Below are 26,405 nucleotides of genomic sequence, written 5' to 3' on the forward strand. Positions count from 1 at the left end.
TTGAACTTATTCTATTCGCTTTTTACACTGTACTTCCCTTCTGATTCAACAAATTGTACATTTAAGGACATTTCCAATGCTTGTTTCACGGCATCCCAATCGGCATAGGGAACTCCTAAATACATTGGCGTATCCAATAGTTTTGTATCCTCACAAACCAATGTCTTTCCATAAATTTCTTCCAGTTTAATCAGAACCTCACGGAAGGTCATTGCTTTGAAGTTTAACACTCCATTCTTCCACGATGCCGCAGAAGTCATGGTTTCATTTAAGGTTTTTTTCACTGCCTTTTCTTCTGCCTTATAGATAATTTTTTCTCCAGGCGCCATGGAGTAAATCGTATCTTTTTCTGCTGCTAATTGCAATTGAACTTTCCCCTCTTCTAAATATACTTCAGTTGATAATACGCGGCTGTCTACATTAAATGACGTACCCAATACCTGAATGGATAGATCTTTGGTTTGAACAAAAAAGGATTGATCTTCATCCAAATGCTGAACATCAAAAAAGGCTTCCCCCTCCAATTGAATATTCCTTACCCCTTTGCCTTTCCAAAGGTTGTCCCATTCTATTTTGGAATTGGCATTGAGACTCACTGAACTACCATCAGGCAATGCAATATCTAATGTCTCTCCGAATCCAGTTTGATAACTCAAAGTATCCGGATCTGTATTCTTAAACATAAATATCACAGACAAAAATCCTACAACTATCAAAACACCGGCGGCCAAAGACCACTTCTCAACCCTACCCAAAGCTAGCTTGCGAGATAAACCACTATTCTGTTTTTCGAAGTGCATAGGATCAGGCCAATAATGATTTAATTCATTGGCCAAAGATTGTAATTCTTTATCCTTATTTAACAATTCCAATAATTCATCATACTCTGATCGTGTAAGACGATTGGATTGATATTTATCTAATAATTCTCTATTTCGCTTTTGACTCACTTAATTTCTTTTTATAAACAAACAAATCTATCATTATTCATTCCTTCTAAATTTCATTTTAAACAATCATTGTACTATCAAATCTATCTACTTAACTCTGAATTTTGATTATTAGACCAGTCGAAATACAATTTTTTTAAAAAAATCTTCCAAACCATGTTAAAATCAATAAACACATCTTATATACAACATTATATTCTAATGCAAGCACTCAAATAATTAAGATCCTTGAACATTTTCACTAATTAACAGACTATTTGAATTGTTATTTCTTTATTAAATATTTTTTATATAGTTTTAAAGCGCTATTAATCATTCAAACTTTCATTGTGTGAATTATCAAATCTAAATATTAAATGAACCAGTTAATGTTTGATGATGAATAAGAATATAGCTTCCTTTAGAATAAAAATTTACCAGTTTATTCTAAAATTTGTCAAAAACCCTGCCCTAGCAGATGATTTGACCCAAGATGTGATGCTTAAAATTTGGCTTAGACGTGAAAAATTATCCCACTTAGAAGAAATCGAAGCCTATGTCATGCGTATGTCTAAAAACCACGTCATGGATCACTTTAAGAAATTGGCCAAAGAAAAACAATACCAAGAGGAAATCTGGGGCCGCATGCAAAAATCCGAAAACCTAGTCATTACTCCCCTCTTTACCAAAGAAATGGAATCACAACTAGATGCTATTCTCAAAGAACTCCCCCCCCGACAACAAGAGATCTACAATCTCAATAAAAAGGAAGGTCTCAGCCTACAAGAAATAGCGGATCGACTCGACATCGCACCCAATACGGCAAAAAATCATCTTACTCGTGCTCTAAAAGTGATTCGCAATCAGATGAACCCTGAGTCTATTTACCTTATCTTAGCAGTCCTATTACAACTGTAAATACAATATTTTCGTCAACCTAAAATTGTATTTCGAATAAATATAATTTAGGGTGTTTTGTGTATATTGAGATTTAAAATTTGAATAATGACCCAATTACAGAAAGCCATCGCAGCCATCGACCAACTCAATAGTCAAGATCCCAACCAAACCGTGGTCAATGGAGAAATCATGGCCAAGGAATTGTTGTACTCTATTCGGATGACAGAAGAATTACTAGCCTATAAACCCAATGCTTCTGAACAACTTCAAATTGCAGCTCGAGCTCAACACATTGCCAGATGGCGGATACCTAGAGACCAATATCCTATGGATAGAAAAGGATACCTCCAGTGGCGAACAGAACTCAAAAACATGCACGCCAACTTAACCGCGGAGATCTTGACCGCCTTGAACTACTCCGATGATTTTATTGAAGAAGTTAGCCAATCCATTAAAAAAATAAAATTTAAAACTAAAGCAGAAGGTCAAACTTTAGAGGACGTAGTTTGCTTTGTTTTTCTCCGATACTACTTCGATGATTTTGCTCAAAAACACGAAGAAGAGAAAGTCATAAAAATTATTCAAAAAACATGGGCTAAAATGTCAGACGAAGGGAAAGAAAGAGCACTTCAATTGCCCTTGTCCAATCATACTGTAGATATGGTAGAACGGGCTTTGTCTTAGTATCTTTTGTTTTGAAAAGCGGGTGATTTTCAGGATTAGGTATCAATCCTATAACAATAGTGAATTATAAAACCAACAGTTATTTATAAAAAAGTATCGCACATCAAGGTTTTCTACAAACCACATACCAAAACTTTTGTGTAGTCCCACTTTTACTAGCCGTTGCTATTTCATCGACTTCTTTTGATTCAATTATTTCATAGTCCCCAAATTCTCGAATTATCGCAGCCTTATCATAAAAATAAAGTTTAACTCCATGGGGGCTTTGAAAGTAATTTTCACTCAGCTTCTCTCCCTTGCCATAGGAAGGATCATTGGTAGAAATAGTCACAAAGACCATATATCCTCCCGGTCTAAGTTGAGCATAACAATTTTCAATTAATTTGCCTCGCTCTTCAGCATTGAGTAAATGAATCAAGGCATAACAATACACACCGTCATACACAGCATCGCTATATGGCATATCATTTACTGATCCGTGGAAAACGGTAATATCACTACCACAGTAACTTTGACCCAATTCGATGGCGGTTTTTGATATTTCGATACCTGTCACCTCTTGTCCTTCTTTTATAAAAGGTATGGCATTTCTTCCATATCCAAAACCGGGGATTAGAATCTTCCGCAGTCCTTTTTCTTTGAACCATTCTGCAGTAGCTTGACTGGATGCAGCAGGAGTCAACCCCCACATAGCAAGTTTCTCTTTAAAATTAGCCTCCCAAAATTCAACTATCGGTTTCATGGTTTCTGTTTATTCATTAATATTTATCGATGGACAAATTGATTTTGTACCAAATCCATTTATAATACTAAATACGTTTATAATACCAAATACGTTTATAATTGTCGGTCATATTTAAACGAAATACAACCCGCCACTATTTAATCATTTATTATCATGGTTAGAAAATGTAATCTTCCTCTGTTCATTGGACAAAAGATCGTAAATCAGCAATTGACCACTTAAAACTTCTCCAATTCCCAAGATAATTTTAAAAATCTCATTGGCTTGATACATGGCAAACAGTGCCACCGTCGATCCCATAATGCCGGAATCAAAACAACTTAAATTCTTGCCTTCAGTCTCGGGAAACAAACATCGATAACTGGGTCCGTTCTTATAATTAAAAACCGATACTTGACCTTCAAATTGATACACCGCAGCAAAAACCATTGGAATATTGTACATAGCCGTTAAATCGTTAACTAAATACCGACTGCGAAAATTATCTGTGCAATCCACCACTATGTCATATTGCCCAATGATGTCTCTCCCCCAATCTAAATCTAAAAATTTTGGAAAAATGTCAACCTGAATCTCGGGATTCATACGATTCATATACTCTTGAGCAACCTCGACCTTCAATCGACCAACATCTTGTAATCTATATATTACTTGACGAGATAAATTACTTTCTGAAACCACGTCCCCGTCAACCAAAGTCAAATGACCAATTCCTGCACTTGCCAGATAAGGTAAGATGGCCGATCCCAAACCACCTATCCCGACGACCATAACTCTCGCCGCTTTAATCTTTTCCTGACCAGAACTGCCAATATGAGGTAATTGAATTTGAGCTTTATATCTATTCATAATATTATCCTCCAGCATAAGGTGGAAGTACAGCTATTTCATCATTTTCTTGAAGAGCTACATCACTGGTCACAGGCACAATTTCATTATTTACCGCTATCGAGAAAGGAATGGACTCCAATTTATAAGTCTCCATCAACCAATCGTATAATTCTAGCACATTGAGCATTAATAGGGAAATCGTTTCTTCATCTCTAGCCGTCAAATCAGCCATGGGGCCAAAATATTTAATCGTAATCATAGTCCTTCGTTTTTCAACTTCTTTAGTTCATTGGGGTTAAAAAATTACAACAAAGTCTTGTTGATTATGTATAACGCAAAAAAATTAAAATAGATGCGAAAACTTAGCAATTATTTAACATTATTTTTAAAATTCACTATTCCGCCCCTTATTACACCTATTTAATTCATCTATCAAGGATAAATTAACATGCCATAATCCATAAGTTAATCCTTATATTACCACTCCATATATTATTTAAAAAGACTACAATAGTATATTGTTATTTAAATACAATATATGGCACAATAAAAACCATATTCACCTATAATTAATTATGAAGAATAAAATCTCATTTTAAATTACGCCTTCACCACTTTAAAGCCAACACATAATTTAAACAAAATTGCTACACAGCATGGTATAGGGATGAGACAATATCCCTAGACATTCCTCATTCTTATAGCTCATAGTCTTGATGACTATATAATTCTTACTAGTAAAATGTCAGTTTTGATATCAATCAAACTGTTTTAAATCTAATCCTGTTGATATCTTTTCATTTGAATTACACATTTCATCCCAAGTCATTACATCGTTGGCTTCCGCAGCGTTCCGTCCCAATATAGCCGTCAATGTCGATATAGCCCCGTGATTGGCTTCATTGAGATAATTACCTGTCTCTATACTGGATACAAATGCTCTGTGTTTATTGGCATCGGCGTCGTGCAATGAAGATAAAAACACTCCGGCAGCTCGCTGTTCTGCCGTTAACTCCACTCCATTTCTCGCCATACCAGAATCCCATTCGTTCTCACCTGTGATAAATACACCTCCGCTGTAGTGCGCTTCTGCCATCCCCTTGCTCCCAATAAAACGAGCACATACATCACCAAACTTCGGCCCTAATTGAGTAGAATGATAACTGACCTTCACGGCATTGGGATATTCATAGTTCACTTGATAATGGTTCCATGCATTGCCAAAGGGCAATCCGTGATTTAACCCTCCACTTCCATAGGCCCGTATCGGATGACTATCCAATGCACGATTGCAGATATCCAACATATGAATGCCCTGATCTAGCAAAGTGCCTCCAGAAAGTTCTCGAAAATGAAAGTGGTTTCTAATTCGAGCTTCGTCATAGGACAATCCTTTATACGGCTTCAATGGAATTTCTGAAGCCAAATAATACAATTGAACATTTACAACATCACCGATGGCTCCATTGCGAATCCGATTGATCATCTCAGCATAGGGGCTTGCATGAGGCACTTGAAATCCAATAGCCAAACTCACCTTCCCATCTATTTTCTCCCCCAAGCGCTGAATCTGTTGACAACCCGCCACATCGATCGCAGCCGGTTTTTCACAATAAGCATGTTTGCCCGCCATGACGGCAGCTTCTAAAAAATTGGGATGGGTATAACAAGGTGACGACACCAAGACCGCATCCACATCTTCATTGTTCAACAGTTCTAAATACGCCTGAGATCCTTTATAGATGTTACCATCTTTTAGACCTGCAAAGCCCTTGGCTGCATTTAAACTATTCATCTTCTTTTTAGCCACAGCAAGCTGATCTTCAAACAAATCCGCTAAAGCGACAATATTCACATTGGTATTTCTGGACATCGATGAAATATCGGTAGTCCCGCGATTACCACATCCTATAAAACCCAATTGCACTGCAGAATTGGCCCTTGAACCAAACACCACACTGGGTTTCAATATCGTAAGTGTAGACAGCGAAGCTGCACCTTTTATAAAATTTCTTCTTTCCATTTGACTAATTTTTTTTATTAATTATTGTTTCTCTCAAACTATAAGAATGATTGGCCTTTATAAAAACGACCATCATTCCCCAAACCATTGATACCAATTACATTTGGTATTACTATCTTAACTTTCCACTTTTTTACAACCATTTGCATAAAAATGGAAAAGACTTTTTCTATACAATTCCACACTTCACAAACCACCCTAAACCCTTGTTTTTCAGCCATAAAACCACATCCAAACTTCAATCAAATAACAGTTTCTATTATTATAGAAACCACTTTGCATTTTACTGTGATTGTATCGCCTTATTCAATAAATTATGGGTGATCTGCTGAACTCTTCGATCTGGTCCATGGGGTCGGCTAAAATGCGACCAAGGCAGGGTATGTCCTGGAGGATGACTCAAACCCTGTGCCCAGAAAATCGTAGATGCATTAAAAACAAAATTGTCCTTGGGACCGGGATAAATCACCGCTGACCAAAATTGATCTTGTTTACCCCCCACCCAGGCATATCCCTCAGCCACGACCTCCAATCCTGGAATATCGGGCGGATTGCCATGATACTCCCAACCGACCAAACCGGGGATATAGTCTCCTTTAACCACACCAGTCCCCTCAAATATCCAATGATCGGGATTGACTATGGTCCAATCTCCACCGCCATTTATCGGCCTAATATTGCGTACGCCCATCAACATTCCCTCATCTGGTCCTCGCTCGGGAAATGGACCATGATCGGCTTCCCTTGTCACGGCATGACTTTGATCCCCGCCATAAGGTCCAGCTCTAAAAATAATCCGATTGGGTTGATGACTGCTACTTTCGCTAAATGGACATACCCAACAAATAGAATTGCCTGAAAAAAACAATAGATTAACCCCAGATTCTTTTAATTTTTCCACACTGCGAAACTGACGAATATCCCAATACTCATCATGGCCTTGACTCAAAAACGACTTACATTTCAAAGCCCGGTCTGGTGTCAACAAATCACTATTGGAACAATAAGTCACATCATATCCATGCTCTTCTAAAAAATAAGAAAACGGTTGCTCAAAAGACAAATACTCGCCTGACCCAAAAGACAATGGATCATTGACAATATCCATAAACTGAGACTGCCGCCCATAAGGACGATCAAAACTCACCTTGGCCCAAGGGCCTTGCACCCCTTTGGGATGGGTGTATATAGAATAATTGCTCGGCCATTTATTATAGGCCTGCCAAGTATTATCTGAACACTGAAACAAGATATCTGCTGGTCTTTCATCTTTGACAATAAATATGATATAACTCTGCCAATAGGGTTGGTCGGGGGCAGGAGGTAAAGTAGTTAATCTCCCGAGGTAAACACCACTCACCCAGTCATCCGGAATAGTAATCTGGGTTGTGGGTTGCCACTGGCACTCGTGTACATTTTTGTCACCAGGTTCCGGCGTCACTTGAGTTTTCCCTTCAAAAGGACCCAATTCCTGAACCAATCGCGCACCCTTGCCACCGTAATATCCCGTCCTAAAAATTTCAATCTTAAATTTGCTAACTGGATTCGTGGACACCATAATATCTATGGTTTCACCAGCTGCCACACTCTGTTTCGAACAATAGCCTTCTATCATCGGTATACGATAACCATTGGCATCTGGCTTAACTCTAGTTAATTGCCAATCATCTGATCCCGGTTTCTGATTCTCCTTGACAATAATCTCACTTTGAGCATAGGCCTTATTCCCAAAACTTGAATTTGGGATGAGACTACCGGTAAGACCCAACATCGCGGTATGTTTAAGAGCATCTCTACGGTTAATTTCTTCTGGCATAGGTTTTTTTTATTTATTAAAAAATTCATTCTATTTTCATCTAACCTACAGACTTAATAAATATATAATCAAATTCTAACAATACTATTCCAAATTATTGTTGCTGTATGTAAGCAAATAAATCTCTAATTTCCGTCTCACTCAACCCATCTAATAGGCGTTCTGGCATTAGGGAAGTCTTCAATGGAGTCAAGACCTCTATTTGACTCGAAGCTAAGGTTTCTTCCTCACCAGACAAGGTCTGAATTTGAACCAATTCATCACTTCTAGACATTATCCTCCCCATTAAATGTCTGCCCGATTTCGTGGAAATAGTATAGGTCACATATCCTTCCCTAATATCGGCATTCGGATCAATGGTATTGGCTATAAAATAACTGGCATCCCGCCGATCATACCCCGTCAAATCAGGACCAATTAAACCGCCCTCACCAAAAAGTTGATGACAGGTTCCACAAGTCGACTGAAAAACCAACCGTCCACGATTCTTATCCCCTTTTGCTGAAGCCAATATAGCCTGCACTTCTGCCATGCGCTTGTTTTTTTCATTAGCTGCCACCTCTTTGGATTCTGGCCAAATCGCATTAATGGCAGTGACCAAATCCTCATCACCCAGCAATTTCATCTTTTTCACCATCTCTATAGGGATGTCTTCTTTATGAATTATTTTAATACCTTGAATTTCTTTTATCAGCATATTAGCCCATTCGGCACGAGATACAAGTAAATCAATAGCAGCTAGCCTAACATTGACATCGGCTCGCAAATTGTTGGGATATTGGGCAACCACTTTCTCTCCTATCTCTCCGTTGGGAAAATCACGCAATGCTTGCAGACTAGCGCGCTGAATGGCCTTGCTTGGATCAGTCAATAATTTCAATAAATAGGGAACTGAATTGGGAATATCCAACTCTCCCAAGAGTCCAATATAAGTTAATCGCTCACCCATCGGCCTTTGACCATCTCCTATCTCAACTAATACCGACTCAATGGATTCTTTATTTTTTTGCCTCAACCCCATCACCAACTTGGGTTCTCCGGCAGTAGTTCGATAATTTGACAAAATTTGAATCAACTTCTCTGGCAATAGTGAATAATCCTTCCCCAGTAAACCCTGTTCCAATCCAGACATTAATTTGGGTAAATATTTTTTTGAAGGAGAAGATTCAATTATCTCTAAACAACTTTTATAATCGGCTTCACTGCCCGACATCGAAAACCGCTGAATAATTCTTTCCAATAACACTTCCTCCACTACCGGCCTCCTCCATACCGAAGCTTCCTTAAACAAATCTTCTATGGCAGTAGGATCATTTTCAGCTTTCGACTCCAATGCCCAATAAATCATTAGAGGGATATCGGAATCTTGACTATCGTCGTGATACAAGACCAATGATCGAATCATGGGCAGGGCAACACTTGCGGGCAATCGTTTTGCCGATGCAGCCAACTGACTTCTCACCGACAATTCTTCTTCATTCCTAGCCAAGTCCTCCAAAGCTTTGGCCTCATGTATCGATGCTTTTCTACGATCTCCAATCAGTCTAACCGTCCACTCCCGCACATATTTATCTGTATGCTGTAATCCAACCATGGCAACGTCTTCCGTCAATCCTTCCAATAAATTGATGGCCCAAAGACTCTCTAAATATATGGTACTGGTATCGGCATTTAAAATGGTTTTTAATCTCGGCAATACCGATAGGTCACCGCGATCGGCTAAACCTTGCAATGCCTGAAATCGATACCACTTATTTCTGTGATACAGAAGATCAATCAAGTCGTCGGAACTGGCATTGTTCAGATTAAAATGCACAGAAGACAAGGAATCCTCATTACTCCGTATTCTATATATTCGCCCCGTACTTTTACTCCAAGTATCCCGTATATCTACATGGGACAATCGACTGTCATACCAATCCGTAAAATACACATTGCCGTCGGGTCCAGTCTTGATATCTATCGGTCTAAACCAATGATCGTCCGTATTCACAATCTTACCGAGATCTTTGTTTTTCAACGTAGATCCCTGATCTTCCACTCCGGTCAAGACAATTTCACTTTGCAATGCATTGAGAGCAAAAAACTGATTGTGATAATGCTGAGGAAGTGTCCCCCCTTCATATCGAATCAAAGCATGGGTAAATCTTACATTTTCGCCATCCAATTCCATATCGGGCAAATAACCAAAGGCATAGGGATTGGTCAAAGGACCATGCTTCCCCCAACTCTTCTTGTAATAACAACCTTGTTTGTAATAAGGTCCACGACCATAGCCATTTTGACCGCTAAATACCCTTCCTTTACCATCAATTTCTACATTAAAGGTATTGCCACCTCCCTCTGCATATACTTCAAATATTCGCGTATGGGGATGATATCTCCAAATGGCTTGCCCACTAAAAAACACATCCTTGGATACAGCCGAACTAATATTAGCCGTCGTCGTGCTTCCTTGAGCCCCATATATCCATCCATCAGGCCCCCATCTCAAACTATTGGCCACAGCGTGGGTATCTTCTAATCCAAAGCCATCCAAATGCACTTCCGGTTCACCTTCGGGCAATCCATCCCCATTGGCATCGCTATAGACCAAAAGATAGGGAGGACTTAAAACCCATATTTTACCTCGCCCAAATAGTACACTTGTAGTTATATTGAGCCCAGTGATGGCATCTGTGGATCGGTCAAAGAGACCATCGCCATCACTATCTTCAAAAAAAGTTATCTTATCTGCACCTCTTATACCAGCTGGCGGAGGTTGAATTTTTTTGTCAAATTTCAACCGCATATGGTTATCGATATCGGTAATTTTCACACCTTCCGGAAAAGGATACTGATTGTATTGAACCACCCACAATCGACCTTGCGGATCAAACTTCATTTCTACTGGCTGATGGATCTCAGGCTCAGACAAAACCAAATCGATGGCAAGATCCTCTGGCAATTTAAAATTTTTTAAGGCTTCTTGAGCATTAGTCGGTTTGCTTTCATCCGTCAATGCCCCTCGACCTTCGAAACCACGTAAATACTCTGCCACTTTTTCATTAGCTGCCAATAATCCTACATCGGTATTTTCTTGACGATCTTCATTACAAGCTAAAAAAAGAACCATTGCCAACCAAAAAATTATCCGAGTCGTCATAGCTGTTATTTTAAATGATTGACGGTATAGCAAATTAGATTATTCTCCAATGTATCTTGATCTTGTGAGACCACGTCCTGTAATTGCATTTCATAAATACGATCTTTTTCCATCGTATCTAATAGCAACCGAACTTTTTTGCCCTTATCCAATACCTCTATAGATTGAATACCAATGTCTTTTTTATCCATTTGGTCCGATCCGTATTTTTCGTGATAATTGTAATAATAACTACTCACTAGATAGTGATTGAGATCGGAAAGGATATCTTCCGAGATCTCTTTGGTAAAAGTCAATTCAAATCCCCCTTCTATTATCTTCATCGTTAGAATATCAAATGGCATTTTTCCCGTATAGCTGATACATTGAATACCGGACGACCCCGCCCAGCCACTGGCATTTTGTCCAACCCATAATCGACCTTCCTCATCAAAAGCCAAGCGATTATTGCCCTTTCTCAAGCCTTGTTCGTCTAGAAAAGGAACACAAGCGCCTTGTAGGGCACCACCCACTTCTTCGAGCATAACACGCACAATCCGCTCTTGATTCATTTCACCTACCAATATTTGGCCGGCAAAAGGACCAAACTTTCCACCTGTGTCGTCACACAAGGGTTGTGTGGGAGAATTGGCGATAATATTATGTGGAAAAAGTACAGCGGGTCGTTGTCTCATCGAATCCAAAACCTCAATAGGCAAATCAGAGGGACGACCGCGATTCCAACCTTCCTCCCAGACCAAACTAGCGGGATGACCATAAAACTTACCTTCTTCTACATGAAACAATGGACTCGTACCCACCCAGTCACCTTGATTATCGGTCACCAATAAATGACCATCCAAATCAAAGCCCAAACCATTGGGCGATCGAAATCCACTAGCAAATGGCTGCAACTGTCCATCCACCGTCCACTTCATCAACCAACCTCTATAGGGCACTGCAGCATACATCCCTTTCTCTCTAAACCCAATCTCCTTTTTCTCTCCTCGCAATTCATCCATCATAACCCCTCCACTCGAAGTAGAATTTAACCCTATAAAGTGATTACCCGATTCATCTTTTACCGGACCATAAGTAAATTCATGGTAATTTCCACTGATACCAAAATCGTCGGTTTCTACTAAATATTGATCTGCCTGACCATCACCATCGACATCTTTTATCCGAGTAAGCTCAGCATATTGCATAACCAATATCTCATTTTCTGACAATACTTCTATGCCCAATGGCAAATGTAGGCCCTGAGCAAAAACAGACCATTCTCTTTTTTCGATATCGTAAGTCATCACCTCTCCTCGACGAAAAGCTGCGATCAATTTACCACTGGGTAAAAAGGCCATTGCGCCCACCTCTCCGCTAAGGCCATCTGCCATATCAATGGAATCCACTACATAAGTAGTTTCTGGCATGATATGGTTATCGCCCTGGCTATTGCAAGACCAAATGAAAAAAATAGTAATTAAATAGAACCATGATTTTATAATATTATACCAAACCATATTTTCATTATTTTAAACGGTCAATAGACAACTCAAAGGACTTCCCTTCCCCTGCCGACAATTCATAACCTGACCTAGTTTTTGAGCCTTTACTAACACTGACCTTACTCATCTTTTGTGGGCTGGATTCTACCACCAAATCTCGATCGAGATCGGGAATCCGAAATTTTCTAAGTATGCCATTGTTATCTCTCATAGGCAATAGTAATTCATGCACCAAATATCCATTGACAGTATATAAAAATTCCGGAAAACCATCGTTATTTAATCGATAGCCTCGATACTCTACCTCAGAAGGACTATTGCCAATGTGAAGTGGGAAGTTTTCATTTTCTATATAAAATTTCTCCCCCAAGACCTTTGCCATTGCATCCCCTTTGATAGACCATGGCTCGGATGGATCCACAAATTCACCAGACCAAGCATATCTCAATTGACACCGTACCGCATCCCAACAATAAGACAAATCTTCACTTAATCGCACAGCGATAGAAGCCGGTCCAGAATCTGGCATAAAAATCCTATACATATATGGAGGGGTAGTTTCATAGGGATGGAATTTTTTTTGAGTATGATGATCATGAGACGAAGCTGCCATTTGACCACTTCTTCTCGATTCTGGCACATGAAGATCTTCTGACAATTCCGGCATTTCATCATTGGTCACATACATTGCCCCAAACATAAAACTACCATGACCGGGATAAGTACATACATAGGGATAAACGCCTTCTTTACTGGGGGCCGTAAAAGTCAACGTTTTTTCTTCACCTGGCGATATCACACCAATACTGTACAATACTTCTGATATATCGGGAATAAATTCCATTTTTGGCCCCTTCTCCGCCAATTGAAAAGCTGCTTTGACCACCTTTTCTCTGGCCCCTATTTCTGTAATGACTAGATTGTGGTCCATATCATCGGTATTTTTCAATACCAACTTCACCTTACCACCAGGCTTGACTTTAAATCGTACCACATCGTACTGCAATCCTCCCACCGCTTTTAGCTCAACAGTCTGTGAAATAGACCCTGAAGTAGTAATTAAAAGGGTTATTATAGATAGCCATATATTTTTCAGACTCTTCATTATTTAAACTTTAGCATCATAATAATCTGATGATTCAAAGATTCCTCCTCCTGTGGCGTAAAAAGATTGATCTAACTCAAAGACCCCTGCATTGGCTTTTGTCCATGGTCCATATCCCCCGGGATGATATGATCTCATGGTTTCCCAATTGGCATAATTCATATCACCATTGGTTTCCATTATTCCCATATTTAGCTTGGGAAAGGGCGTTAATCTAGCGGCCAAATTTTTATGCCAATCCACCAACAGTGGATTTACCGTCAAATCAGAACACACGCAAGGCAATCCATTGTCATAGGCCAATTTTGCCATCTTCATTGACAAACTTAAGGTTTTGGCGATGCCTTTCAACACCAATACCCCGTATCCCAATTCTATCCGTTGGATTACATCTGCTTCAGTGTGAACACTGTCATCGGCTGCAATTGGAAGGGGAAGATCGGCGACGTTTTCTGTATTGTCTTCACATAGCGGTTCTTCGATAAACAATATTTGGTCTAGTGCGGCTATGTCTTGACAATGATGGACAAATCGTTCCAATGTAGATTTTTTGTGATAACGACCATTGGCATCAATAGTATAAATAATCTTTCCATCATGAGTCTGCGGAGTATGACTATTTTTAAGGGCTTCGTGGATTTCTGTCATTCGCGCCATATCCTTTTGCAACATTTCCTCTTGGCTACCCGACTGTCCTGTTTTTATTTTTATAATAAAATAACCATTATTCACAGCTTCCACAATATCAGAAACCGGCATATTGTAAGACACTTGAAACATTATACCTATTTTTTCATTATGATGGGATAGCGCTGATCGATAAGGCATTGGTATCATTTCATCGAAACTGAGATAATTATTTTCTCTGGCATAGAGTAACCACGCGGCGTTGTCGATTCCGATAAGGGCATTTAAAATAAAATTTTCGTTTATATCTGGTTTACCGGTTATAGCCAAGGCATCGTTTTTGACCTGTGGCAATATTCGCTCGAACAACTCTATGGGGTGATGAAAACACTGTTGTCGAAGTCGAGATAAGGCACGTTCAGTCAGGGTATACATCATGGCATTTCCTCCAGCTTCTGAGGTATTGCCGAATAAATCTGCGTCTCCGTACAATACACTTTGAGTCCCCAAGCCTATGGTAGAGGTATTGGCTTTACTGGTCAATCTCACCATCACTTGCCACAGTTCGGACAAATATCCCCCCTTAAACCCAAATGGAATTCTCAATTTTTCACGTTCAAAATTTGATCTTGTCGAATCGATGCAAATGGTTTTATTCATATTATATAAGAGTGTATTTTAATTATTAAGATTAATCGAGGTATTCCGAGATACAATTACAATATTAACTTCCACATTAATGACTACTATAATTACTACCATTCTTTTCTATTCAAGTGGAAGTTAAATAAAATAGGGACAATTCTTGAATTGACCCAAATTATAAACCAATGGTGTACGTTACCGTAAGATATTTAATTAATCACAATATTTCAAAGAATCGATAATCATTCGCCGAAAAAGTAATTCTCAATCCACAATATTCAATCCACAATGCCAACCCACCCGAAACACGGAGGAAGCGGTGACTGAGCTTTGTCGAAGCCCGGCTCCTTCATCAAATGCCCTCAATGGGCAATAGGTAGTCTTTCAGACTACTCAGTCGTGTCGTTACAAAAAATCCGGACTGATGTCTTCTCTATCATTACCCAACCTTTGAATTTAGAGCGATTCGAGGTAATAATACCAAATGCATTTAATAAAGCAAGTCTCCTGGGACAAAGTACTTCCATCAAAACATAAACCCCAGAATATATCCCTAATACAATTAGATATATATTATAAAAAAAGAGACTGCCTTTCTCAAGACAGTCTCTCAACACTAATGATTAGATGAAGGTCAATTATTCTGTATAAGACAATTCATGAATGGCGGTAATCTTTCCCCCTTGAACTTCCAGTCCTTGTGTCGCCGTAGCTGTTGCTATGTCAATATTGTAAACATAACTAGAAGTCTGAGTCGTAATTCCTACAGCTACAGTTTTGCCATCGGCAGAAGCAAAATTATTTCGCGAGGTAACCAATACTATATCATCGGCATCGGGAAGACCGGTCACCCAGGTAAAGGTTTTGTTATACACATCGGCAATAGCATATTTCTTTCCTGTAGAATAGGTGCCACGATCTGCTACAGCTTCCATATTGAGTACAAATTTTCCCTGACCAGCATATACGTGAAAGGTCGGGTAATATCCACCAGAAGCTTGCTCTAAATCAAAGAAATAATTGGGATCAAATTCGTCTTCTCCACTGTTGATCCGAACAATTGCTCCTGGATTTGAGGCAGTCAGTTCGCCATTGTTGCTAGAAACAGCTGAAGATACTGCATAGACATCACCTTTTTCGTCCACGCTGAGACCATTGGTAAAATATCGTCCAATTCCACTAATTCGATCGTCGGTGATAACCTTTTCAAACTCCATACTTGGATAGTCAAATACCGCTATCCAACCGCTATCGGGATAGCTGGTTCCAAATCGATCATTACAACAAGCCTTTACACTCATATAAGGCATATAGGCCTTGCCATCAACCTCAGTAATCCAAGTGAAAAAAGCCACTTCTCCATTGTTGGCCAATACTTCGGTATTAATCTGCCCTTCCCCTACAAACTGATTACTCTCTGTACTCAAGCGATACCACGATGCAAAAGGCTCATCGATATTTCTAGAAATTTTAGCCAATAATATCTCATCACCAATAGGGGCAAAAGCTTGAACCGTTTCCGATTGAAAATCAGATATTTTCTCCAATTCACCATCGGCATCGAGAATATATGTTGTCACGGCTCCGGGATTACCCTGACCATACAACAAACTGTAAAACTTGTTATTACTAGTCACATAGTATCGATAAGTACCGTCCTGCTCTACACCATTGCCCTGTGTACTTATTACCCCACCGGTCAAATCATCGACTGTCAATAGATAATCGGCCACCCCCTCCGATGCCGTCGGTGTAGCAGCAATGACGTATTTTGTAACATCACCAGAAGGAATTTCTGGATCCCCCGTATCACCATTATCGTCGTTATCACAACTGATGAAAAATAATGACAAAAAAATGGCTACCAATAAAAAATATGGTTTATTCATTTTGTTATATGATTTAAATTATAAAAATGTATACTTTATCTTCCCCGTAAGACTGCGACCAGGTTTTTGCAAACTGAAATTATCGTACAACTTACTGTCCATTAAATTTCTTGTCTCAACAACAAACTGCATTTTACGACCTAAGCTATAGGTCAGAGTTACATCATGAGATATCTGATCTGGAATATCCAATTTGTCGTTGCCCAAACTCGGCCAATACAGGTAAAACCCATGAACATAAAGTCCATTGTAGCCCAAAGTCAATTTATGCCCCTTATTCCAAAGATTGTCGAAAGTATAGCTGGCATCGGCATTGCCATATAAAAATGGCATATTGGGAATTCGGTCCCTATAGACCACACTTTCCACCGTTTGGCCTTCCTCGTACTGAACATTGTTTCTCAAATCTTGATAGGTAAGATTCCCGCCAATGTTAAATGACTTGTTGAGGTGGTAACGCACTTCGGTTTCAATCCCCATATTGATGACTTTGCCCAAGTTGTCCATGATTTGCATGGTCTGATTGTTATCTAATCGCGGTCGAATAAAATCCTTGGCATTGCGATAAAACAGATTGGAACTAATGTGAAGTTTTTCAGCATCCTTTATATTCCACCAAAAATCAGCTCCAAGATTAATGTTGTGACTGTGTTCTGGCCGAAGGCTAAGATTCCCTCTTAAGTTGATCAAATCCCCAAATAACTCCTCGGTTTCTGGCATTCGATAACTTTTTTCATAAGAAGTCTTTATTTGAAAATTGGAATTGAAAAAATGACTGACGGCCAGACCATAACCCAGTAAATTGGTACTGTTATGAGCATTTACATAGGCCACATCTCCATATATACCAGTGGGATTATAACTCTGAGAAAAATAATTTTGTTGGTTGTAGTTCTTCATAAAAATTGAACCATCCCACTCCTCAAATTTTAAATTATAACCTAAACCACTTATATTTTTGAGATTTTTCTTTGGTCTATCATATGCATCGTTATCTGGAAATAGGGCATCGCTTCCCTGTCGGTTGAAGGAATTAAAAGTATTGCTCAAAACCAAACTACTGCCATCGTTCAGTCGATAAGTAAGATTGGCCATGGCCAACCCATTGTTGTTTCGGTATTTATAGGTAGAATAAGACCGTTCCCCACCATCGTTCTCATACTCCTTATACTGTCCCAACCAATTATACCTTCGATTGAGAGTATCGATATTTTGTTCAGAACCAAAATTGTAATGTGCATTTAGGGTTAGATCTAAATTTTCAATACCTAAGTCTTTTTTCTGATACTTCAGAGCGGGTTTTATGATGGTTCCCCTTCTATGCCATGCTCCAAAAACAGTTACGATCCGTGCCCCAGTCTGAATCTCTTTGTAACTGCTACCCACCGTCATTTCTGCGGACAAATGATCTGCATAAGATACATCTCTCACCCCAATAGAGGCAATAAGGGTTTGATTGTGATATTGATCGTGAAATCTCCTTAAATTTTGCTTTGGGAAATATGCCCCGGTATTGATATCGGCCGCATCCACAGCTACCTTATAGTCGTTGTCAGAATAATTGGCAAAGGCATTGACTTTGGCAATCAATCCATTCTCACCTGTGAACACACCGTAAATATTGAATCGATGGGTATTAAATGATCCGAATGAATAGGATGCTTCCAGCTCGTTGCGCTTTTGGGCACGAGTGATAATATTTATAGCGCCACCCAAAGCATCGGCTCCCAGTCCAATAGGTACAACCCCTTTGTAAACTTCAATGCGTTCTGCCAAATGAATGGGAATATTATTCATTTGAAATGCTGAACCAAAATTGTCCATAGGAATACCGTCGATTAAAAAGCGAACTTGTTTACCCCTAAATCCATTTAGGGAAATATTCATCTGAGAACCTACTCCTCCACTTTCTCGAACCCGTATCCCTGATATTCGATCGAGGGCATGGCCGACATCCAATGTAGTATTGTGCAGTTGCAGGGCATCAATAACCGTAACATTGTAAGCTTTTTCACGCACTTCACGCAATTCGGTCTTACCAGACACCGTGATTCCGTCAATGGTAATGGCTGCGGACTCTAATTTAATCGCAAACTTATATTTGTCTCCGACATTTACTTTTATTCCTTGTCGATAGGTAGTATAACCGAGATATGAGGCTACTAAAGTGTATTCCCCTTCGATTTTTTCTCGAATGACAAATCGCCCATTTTCATCTGAAATACCACCATACGGACTGCCTTCTAGGGCAATACTAGCCCCAATTATTGGTTGGTTTTCTGCATTGGTTACCCTACCAGACAACTCTGTTTCTTGTCCCCAAGCCATCTGAATTAAGCCCATACACCATACCAATAAAGTATATAATATATTGTATTTCATGATTTTAAATTTGTTAGAAATAAGTAATATTTAGACTGTATACATTCAATGCAAAACTAAGTCAATCGCCTGCCACCCTATTTACGCTATACGGAAGTCTTTATACTCCATTCGGAATTTTTCACCTTTTCCGAAACCTTTACCTTTGATTGGATAATTGGATTTTCTTTTTTCTTCATCTTCAACAAAACCAAAAACGAAGTAATGGAGAGCAGGAGCCAAAAAACATCGACTACAAAGATTTGATCATAGCCTTTGACAAAGGAAACCCAAGGCCAATTTCCAGTCATCCAACCGTTGGCCAATGGAACAATAGCTCCTAACACTGCGCCCAATAGCAAGGTCATATATTGGGTAAAATAATTATTGCGTTTAATGATAAAGAACAATGACAAAACCAACCATGGCCAAAAAAACACTTCGTTAATAAATGCCTTTCGTCCCTCGCCCAAATCGTAGCCCCAAACTTTGACCGCTATAAATGCTATCGCAGTAGCAGGATACAAACTGAGACAACTCGACAGATATATATAGCCTAACCAGGTATTAAATTTTCGCTTGCGAGGATGAATATTTTTCTTATCTCTTGCCACCAACCATATCAATACACCTGAGATGATCACAAAACAAGAAATGATACCCAAACAAAAATAGATCAACTTCATACCATAGCCCCCATAATCACCAAAATGCAATCGCTGTATCAAATTCGTAGCTCCTTCTATATAGGATGTCGATAAAAAGGGATCATTTTCATTGATGACTTCACCGGAAATGCCATCGTAGAGGACGAATCCTGAACCCATTAATGAGGATTGATATTTAGGTCGGACTGACACCTTGACCCTCATACTCTCATCGCCGTAATTCAAGATCTGTAATTGTTGAATTTCTGCCTCAGGCCATTTTTCTGCTGTGGCGACAACATAGGGCTGAATAGATGGCAGATCCTTTAATACATTATAGGTCAAAGCCAATTCCTCGTCTTCATCGGGATCGAGAACCTCGGCCATTTTCTCCTTGTCGTCACCAAATAAAATAGTTTTTACCGGAGGCAACATAAAAGTATAGCCTATAATAAGGTATGTTCCGGTGACGGCGAATATAAATTGATAGGGCAGGCCCAATATACCCAATGCTACATGGGCATCGGTCCAAATGGTCTTCCATTTGGCTTTTGGTCTAAAGACAAAGAAACTGCTCGATATTTTCTTCCAATGAACGATGACTCCTGTTACTATGGCAAAAAGAAAAAAGAAAGCCACCAATCCGGCCAACATATATCCAGATCGACCGAAATAATTGAGTTGGGCGAAAAAATGTAGTCTATAAAAAAACTCCCCTAATGAATAGTTGGCTCCATACTTTCTGTTTTCCCCACTTTCCAAATCCATATAAAAGAAGGCCCTGCGATTATCTGCTTTTGCTATCGAGGTATCCTTGGAAGACGTCATCGATGCCGCCAACCGACGCTCGTGATAGCGCTGAGAAAAAGAAATATCTCTTCCGTATAGCTGATATTCACTTTCGAGATGGTCAACCGCTGCATCAAAATCCAAATTTTGAAAATAATCTTCTTCGATGGCTTCATCCCGCTCCCAAGCATTGATTTCATCCCGGAGAAAGGATATGGATCCCGTAAAAAAGATTACGTACAATAAAGCACTAATAATAATACCACTTATGGTATGACTGTGAAACATTATATTGTATACTCTATTTGACATAACTTAAGTGATTGGATATAAAATTTTACCATAAGAAATAAGGCCGTAAAAAATCAAGGAAATAATGAGATACAAAAGCCAGGCTTTCCATCCATTTTTAAATAACAATGCAACAATCATCAAGCCCACCCACATCACAAAGCCCAAGTAGCGCAATGTCATCACAGCATTGGCTAGATCAAAGAATACGGCCATTGTTAGATGAAGACCTTCAGTCACCATATAACCGCCAACAAATCCGGCTGATATTTTAGCAAAGGCCTGAAGAGGTGTATTGGTTAAATATTTTTTATTTGCAGGCATTATATGAGAATTTCTAAGGTGAATAGAATCGCAAATACTGCCATAATAATTTGCGGTTTGAACAACTCCAAGGGATAGAGCAAGAGTACGAGGCTAGCCACCGTCATTACGACAATGAAATACGCAAATATCCCACTCATTATTCCCCATTCAAGAGATGACAAATAAAATCCGAGGCCCCATATCATTCCTGCAGCTATTTTGCTCCGTCTTGTGTGGGCTTGCGCCCACCGCAATAAGACATTATCCCCAAGAAAAACTACTCGCTTCGAACAATAGTAAATCAAGAAATAACCTAAAACAGCACTGAGAATTATAATAGATATCATAGTATATTAGATAAAACAAATAGAAAAGGAATGGATCCGTTGACGATAAATATTAAATGGACAGTGTAGTCGTATAAATTTTAACTACCTGTTTGTGCGAGGCCTCGTCTACTTTAATTTTCTCAAAAGTCTCTATCATATAATCTCCCTTCCATTCGGGAATAAAATGATAAAAACCAAGATCGGTAACGGCGAGACTGCGTTGCCATCCACTGGGAGAGAACACAGTTATATTCACTTTTTTGCCAGAAGTTTTTTCCGATGAAAACTGCAAAGACAGAGGTTTATTTTTCTTTCTTATGCTGGCAAAAGTTATCCCTGAAATTGGCTGACTAGCAGTTGTTGCGTTTTTTCCCACGACAACAGAAAATTGACTATTGAATTCGTACTGAGTTTCTCCGACGATTTTATCTACTGTATGGGATATCCAAAAGGTATATTGACCGTCAAGATTAGGGGTGAAATCAGCTATCATTACATCGTCCATAGCAGTGAGTTCTAGACTTTCTTCTTCCCCATTGGGCAAAGTAACCATGAGTACACAATCGGCGACATTGGCCCACCAGTCTTCTATTTTCTCTTTTTTACCTTCTTCTGCCTCTGCATAAAACACCTGTATTTCCAAGAGTTTACCCTTCTTAGCCTCAGATTGACTTTGGATGAAAAGAGCATGAGCATTTATGTTTGAAATGGTCAAAAAGCAAATGGATAAGGATAGAATTGATTGTAAAATTGTTTTCATGATATGGCTTGGTTTTAATTGAATTGTATTTCCATTATTAAATAAGATATCGTTGTTATTTTTATTTAGATTAAATTAAAATAATATCTTTGACGCAAAATTAAGCCTTATTTTGAACACTAGAACTACGACATACGGAAAGAAAAATACTTCAAACGGAATGAATTCTACTTCAAATCAAGGGCGAACCGATTTAGTAATAAGTTTGGCCAAAGACAACATTGAAATACCCTTTACAACAGTAGAAGAAGAAAGGAGTAATATCGGATCAATGGAGGGTTTGTATGAGATAAACACCGCTTCTGTAAAAGCCGATTTGACTATTAGTGATTTTAAAGAATTTCAAATCTATGACCTTAAAATAGCACTCCATGATGCTATATCCATACATATAAATAAGAAGCAGGCACCTCTTCAGTTTATTTTTGCATTCGAGGGAAGAGGCTATATTCAGCCCAATAAATCCAATATTATTCCCCCTCATTCATTCAATATACATAAACACGATTCTCTATTTATCAACTATAAAGACAAAAACATCCATTGTATTCTGATTCAATTACAATCAGATTTTTTGAAGGATTCTCTGGTGCAATTAGAAGAATTTAATGGCATCAACAAACTATTGGAGAAGATAGATCAACCAGTGCTTTGGTCAAAATTCAAACCCATTACCACGGGAATCACACAGTTATTAAATGACATAATTTTGTCTCCCCAATCAGATACATATCGTAAAATACTTATAAAATTGCGCTTAATTGAATTACTCCTCACGACGACAACCCTTCCAAATCAGACGACAGAAAACAAACTACCTGCCAGAGATCAAGAGAAGATTATCCTTGCCCGAGACATTGTTACAAAAAATTACATTCATCCATTGTCCTTAAAAGACTTGGCAAAAAAAGTAGGCACGAATGAATTTATACTTAAAAAGGGGTTTAAAACCCTGTACGGACAAACCGTTTTTGGCTTTGTCCAAGATCTCAAAATGGAAGAGGCTTTGAGACTGCTAAAACAAAAAGAGATTAAAATTCAAGAAGTCGCAGAGAGGGTCGGATATAAACACAGTCAACACTTTTCTACTGCATTTAAAAAGAAATTTGGTCGATCGCCTCGAGAGTATGTATAACATTATCAAAATGTCCAATTTATCCACCTAGATTCACTGAGAAGATCTAAGATTTACATAATCGTAGGAAAAATAATAAAGTTCTCGAATTGAAAGCTAAGGCAATTTCAATTTTTGTGAGTATTCCTTGGCCAACATACTTTATATTCCTTAAAAATGTAATACCATTAAGGAATAAGATTGAGTCACATAAAGTACCTCTCACATGAATTGACAAAATACTATTTAGATTTATTATAAATAATTTGAATAATTATTTACATTTGACCCGAAGTCGTTATCTATATTAAATCTAAATAAAAATAAATGAAACATATTTTTACTGTATTAATAATATTAGTGATCTCAACCATGGGATTTTCACAAAATTCTACTGTTGAAGGCAACATCGCCGACAAAAACAACAATCCCTTAATAGGTGTCAACCTTTATCTAAAGAAAACTACTCAAGGAAGTCAATCTGATGAAAATGGATATTTCAAAATTGACAACTTAGCAAAAGGGGATTACGTAATAGTAATTTCATATTTGGGATATAAAACAAAAGAAGTTGCCATCAATGTCCCATCCAATCAAGTCGTTGACATGGGTAAAATCACCCTTTTGGAAGGGAATGAATTACTTCAACAAATAGTAGTAACCAGTTCTAGAAGGAATAAATTTTCAAGAAAAAACACGGCATATGTTTCTAAACTTCCACTGCAAGACATGGAAAATTCTCAAACTTACAGCACAATAACCACTGAGCTTCTCGAATCGCAAATTGTCACCAATTTTGACGATGCCATCAACAATGCTACTGGGATTAGTAAATTATGGGAATCTACAGGAAGAGCACCTGGGGAGGGAACAGGATACTTTTCAACCAGGGGTTATGCTACCCAACCCGCATTGGTTGATGGCCTCCCTGGATTTACATTTAGCGCCATCGATCCCTCTTATATTGAGCGCATCGAAGTGATTAAAGGACCGTCTGCTACATTGTTTGGGAGTACTGTCACCTCATTAGGGGGGCTCATAAACGTGGTCACAAAAAAACCTTACGAAGGATTTGGAGGTAGTGTTTCTTATACCGCAGGATCGTTTGGGTTACACCGTGTGTCAGCAGACCTCAACACCCCGCTGAATAGAAAAGACAATTTATTCTTTAGAATGAATGCCTCTTACCTCACTCAAGGTAGCTTTCAAGATGCGGGCTCTAGAGAAACATATTTCATTGCACCATCTTTAACCTACAGAGTAAACAATCGCCTCAATCTGTCTCTGGGAATTGAATATTCTTCAACAGAACAAACCAATCCCTCCATGTTATTTGTGAGAAGGGGAATTCCCATGGTCTCCAATAATATTGAAGAGCTAGGAATTGACCCTGAGAAATCCTTCACCTCAAATGATGTGACCCTTTCCAGTCCAATACTGAATACCAGAGCCATTGCCGATTTTAAAATATCAGACCAATGGAATTCTCAGACTATTCTGGCAAGTACCCATTCCGAAACAAAAGGTTATTATCAATATATGATTGAAGGTGCCGGTGCAGCATTTGGAGTATTGGCTCCCTTGGCGGCTACTCCTTATCCTCCGTTACAAGAACAAGTCAATGAAGTTTTATTTGAAGCAAATCAATTGCTATCACAAGACGTGTTTACTAGGATATACGATAAGCGGGATGCCGATGGGACAAAAGCCAATTTTCAACAAAACCTTATTGGAGATTTTAATCTGGGCAAAGTGCGCAATAGAATGGTTATCGGCCTAGACTATGTCTATAGAGAACAATCCTCTAGAAACAGAAATGGCAATCCCTTATTAGCTCAAAATTCCAATTTCCCTTTCATAATAGAAACCTTAAACACATTGAACGAAGGTTATGGTGATGTAATTGCTGCTCAATTGAGTGGTTTGCCGTATTTCGATGGCTTTTTCTCTGCAAATGGTGATATTGTACCTACTTCATTTACCCCTAATACGACTTACACAGTTTCCAAGGCAAACTTAGACGCAATTTTTAGTGAAGTTCCCATCAGGGATATTAATACTGGTTCCCAAACATATGCAGCTTATATTTCCGATGTCGTTAGCCTTACTAAAAATCTTACGATAAATCTGGGTTTGAGACTTGACCATTTTGATCAAGATGGTGAAAAATCAGATCCTTTAGATGATTATACCAAAACCACTTTGTCTCCCAATGCAGGGATATTATACCAGGCTATTGCGCAAAAGCTCAGTTTATTCGCCAACTATCAGACCGGATTTATCAACAACGATCCAGTGGTGAATAACGATGGCACTGTTGACACTTTCGATCCGACTGAAGCCAAACAATTTGAGGGAGGTATCAAGACCAACTTATTTCGAGGAAAGCTAAATGCCGGTATTAGTTATTATTTAATAACCGTAAATAATTCCATTAATTCAGATCCCAATGGAGTACTTTTTCCACTGAGAATCAATCTTGCTGAAACAGTGAACAAAGGTTTTGAATTCGAGGTAAATGCCAATCCATTTGAAGGATTGAACATTCGAGCTTCATATTCTCTCAACAATAGCGAAATAACTGATGCTTATAGTTCAAAAACAGATATTGTCTACGATGCCTTACAGGGAAGAAGACCTGAAGAAGCTGGGCCGGAAAATATTTATAACTTATGGGCCGATTTCAAATTTGGAGATAAAAGTTTTTTTAAAAATTTTGGTATAGGAGCTGGATTGAATGGAGCTTCTGAACACTTAATGATGAACAATGCCGTATCTGGTGTATTTACTTTGCCCGGGTACACCATTTACAATGCAACGATTTATTACAATGCGGATAAATACCGAATAGGATTGAAAGTAAATAATATGTCGGATGAAATCTATTACAAAGGTTGGAGCACAGTCAACGGGATAGTTCATTTAACTGTGTCTTTGTTTAAAAATAATATTATTCTACTTCCCTCTTTTGGGAAGTAAGATTAG

21 protein-coding genes are annotated in these 26,405 nt (G+C 38.7%); 4 read left to right on the forward strand and 17 right to left on the reverse strand.

The window, feature by feature from the left end; genetic code table 11:
- Positions 1-11: 11 nt before the first annotated feature.
- The gene (locus LVD51_RS17000) at positions 12-950 is read right to left on the reverse strand and encodes a FecR family protein (RefSeq protein WP_236972563.1); all 939 of its coding nucleotides are present in this window, start codon (positions 948-950) and stop codon (positions 12-14) included.
- A gap of 375 nt (positions 951-1,325) precedes the next feature.
- Here LVD51_RS17000 and LVD51_RS17005 point away from each other — a divergent pair, with 375 nt between their 5' ends.
- Both LVD51_RS17005 and LVD51_RS17010 read left to right on the forward strand, forming a co-directional pair.
- Entirely contained in the window at positions 1,326-1,847 is a 522-nt protein-coding gene (locus LVD51_RS17005; protein ID WP_236972564.1) for an RNA polymerase sigma factor, read from the forward strand.
- Between the two features lie 87 nt (positions 1,848-1,934).
- Positions 1,935-2,513, forward strand: coding sequence for a DUF4202 domain-containing protein (locus LVD51_RS17010; RefSeq protein WP_236972565.1), 579 nt, complete (start codon positions 1,935-1,937; stop codon positions 2,511-2,513).
- A gap of 103 nt (positions 2,514-2,616) precedes the next feature.
- Here LVD51_RS17010 and LVD51_RS17015 read toward each other — a convergent pair whose 3' ends face one another.
- The 16 genes from LVD51_RS17015 to LVD51_RS17090 form a co-directional block, all read right to left on the reverse strand.
- Positions 2,617-3,255, reverse strand: a complete 639-nt coding sequence (locus tag LVD51_RS17015) for a class I SAM-dependent methyltransferase (protein ID WP_236972566.1) — start codon at positions 3,253-3,255, stop codon at positions 2,617-2,619.
- 144 nt (positions 3,256-3,399) lie between these two features.
- Entirely contained in the window at positions 3,400-4,107 is a 708-nt protein-coding gene (locus tag LVD51_RS17020; RefSeq protein ID WP_236972567.1) for a HesA/MoeB/ThiF family protein, read from the reverse strand.
- Positions 4,108-4,111: 4 nt separating this feature from the next.
- Positions 4,112-4,348 (reverse strand): MoaD/ThiS family protein, encoded by a 237-nt coding sequence (locus tag LVD51_RS17025; protein WP_236972568.1) that lies wholly within the window; start codon positions 4,346-4,348, stop codon positions 4,112-4,114.
- Positions 4,349-4,846: 498 nt separating this feature from the next.
- Positions 4,847-6,112, reverse strand: coding sequence for a Gfo/Idh/MocA family protein (locus LVD51_RS17030; protein ID WP_236972569.1), 1,266 nt, complete (start codon positions 6,110-6,112; stop codon positions 4,847-4,849).
- 38 nt (positions 6,113-6,150) lie between these two features.
- The gene (locus tag LVD51_RS17035; RefSeq protein ID WP_236972570.1) at positions 6,151-6,333 is read right to left on the reverse strand and encodes a hypothetical protein; all 183 of its coding nucleotides are present in this window, start codon (positions 6,331-6,333) and stop codon (positions 6,151-6,153) included.
- A 62-nt stretch (positions 6,334-6,395) separates the two neighbouring features.
- Positions 6,396-7,928 (reverse strand): N,N-dimethylformamidase beta subunit family domain-containing protein, encoded by a 1,533-nt coding sequence (locus LVD51_RS17040; protein WP_236972571.1) that lies wholly within the window; start codon positions 7,926-7,928, stop codon positions 6,396-6,398.
- A 94-nt stretch (positions 7,929-8,022) separates the two neighbouring features.
- On the reverse strand, positions 8,023-11,073 hold the full coding sequence (locus tag LVD51_RS17045; protein WP_236972572.1) for a DUF7133 domain-containing protein: 3,051 nt from the start codon (positions 11,071-11,073) through the stop codon (positions 8,023-8,025).
- Between the two features lie 5 nt (positions 11,074-11,078).
- Entirely contained in the window at positions 11,079-12,482 is a 1,404-nt protein-coding gene (locus tag LVD51_RS17050; protein WP_236972573.1) for a hypothetical protein, read from the reverse strand.
- Positions 12,483-12,579: 97 nt separating this feature from the next.
- Entirely contained in the window at positions 12,580-13,662 is a 1,083-nt protein-coding gene (locus LVD51_RS17055) for a plastocyanin/azurin family copper-binding protein (protein WP_236972574.1), read from the reverse strand.
- A 3-nt stretch (positions 13,663-13,665) separates the two neighbouring features.
- Positions 13,666-14,949, reverse strand: coding sequence for an enolase C-terminal domain-like protein (locus tag LVD51_RS17060; protein ID WP_236972575.1), 1,284 nt, complete (start codon positions 14,947-14,949; stop codon positions 13,666-13,668).
- Positions 14,950-15,572: 623 nt separating this feature from the next.
- Complete coding sequence (locus LVD51_RS17065; RefSeq protein ID WP_236972576.1) at positions 15,573-16,823, reverse strand: DUF4374 domain-containing protein; 1,251 nt, start codon at positions 16,821-16,823, stop codon at positions 15,573-15,575.
- An 18-nt stretch (positions 16,824-16,841) separates the two neighbouring features.
- Entirely contained in the window at positions 16,842-19,205 is a 2,364-nt protein-coding gene (locus LVD51_RS17070; protein ID WP_236972577.1) for a TonB-dependent receptor, read from the reverse strand.
- Positions 19,206-19,291: 86 nt separating this feature from the next.
- Positions 19,292-20,932: a PepSY-associated TM helix domain-containing protein gene (locus LVD51_RS17075; RefSeq protein WP_236972578.1), complete on the reverse strand. Its 1,641-nt coding sequence runs from the start codon at positions 20,930-20,932 to the stop codon at positions 19,292-19,294.
- Between the two features lie 3 nt (positions 20,933-20,935).
- Positions 20,936-21,235 (reverse strand): hypothetical protein, encoded by a 300-nt coding sequence (locus LVD51_RS17080; protein WP_236972579.1) that lies wholly within the window; start codon positions 21,233-21,235, stop codon positions 20,936-20,938.
- Positions 21,235-21,564, reverse strand: a complete 330-nt coding sequence (locus LVD51_RS17085; RefSeq protein ID WP_236972580.1) for a hypothetical protein — start codon at positions 21,562-21,564, stop codon at positions 21,235-21,237. Before LVD51_RS17085 ends, LVD51_RS17080 begins: the two co-directional genes overlap by 1 nt.
- A gap of 52 nt (positions 21,565-21,616) precedes the next feature.
- Positions 21,617-22,306 (reverse strand): hypothetical protein, encoded by a 690-nt coding sequence (locus LVD51_RS17090; RefSeq protein ID WP_236972581.1) that lies wholly within the window; start codon positions 22,304-22,306, stop codon positions 21,617-21,619.
- 112 nt (positions 22,307-22,418) lie between these two features.
- On the opposite strand from LVD51_RS17090, the gene LVD51_RS17095 reads away from it, so the two are divergent.
- Positions 22,419-23,441, forward strand: a complete 1,023-nt coding sequence (locus tag LVD51_RS17095) for a helix-turn-helix transcriptional regulator (RefSeq protein ID WP_236972582.1) — start codon at positions 22,419-22,421, stop codon at positions 23,439-23,441.
- 306 nt (positions 23,442-23,747) lie between these two features.
- Positions 23,748-26,399: a TonB-dependent receptor gene (locus tag LVD51_RS17100; RefSeq protein WP_236972583.1), complete on the forward strand. Its 2,652-nt coding sequence runs from the start codon at positions 23,748-23,750 to the stop codon at positions 26,397-26,399.
- Positions 26,400-26,405: the final 6 nt, after the last annotated feature.

This window comes from Membranihabitans marinus (genome assembly GCF_021729155.1).
In the GTDB taxonomy this organism is placed as follows: Bacteria; Bacteroidota; Bacteroidia; order Chitinophagales; family Saprospiraceae; genus Membranihabitans; species Membranihabitans marinus.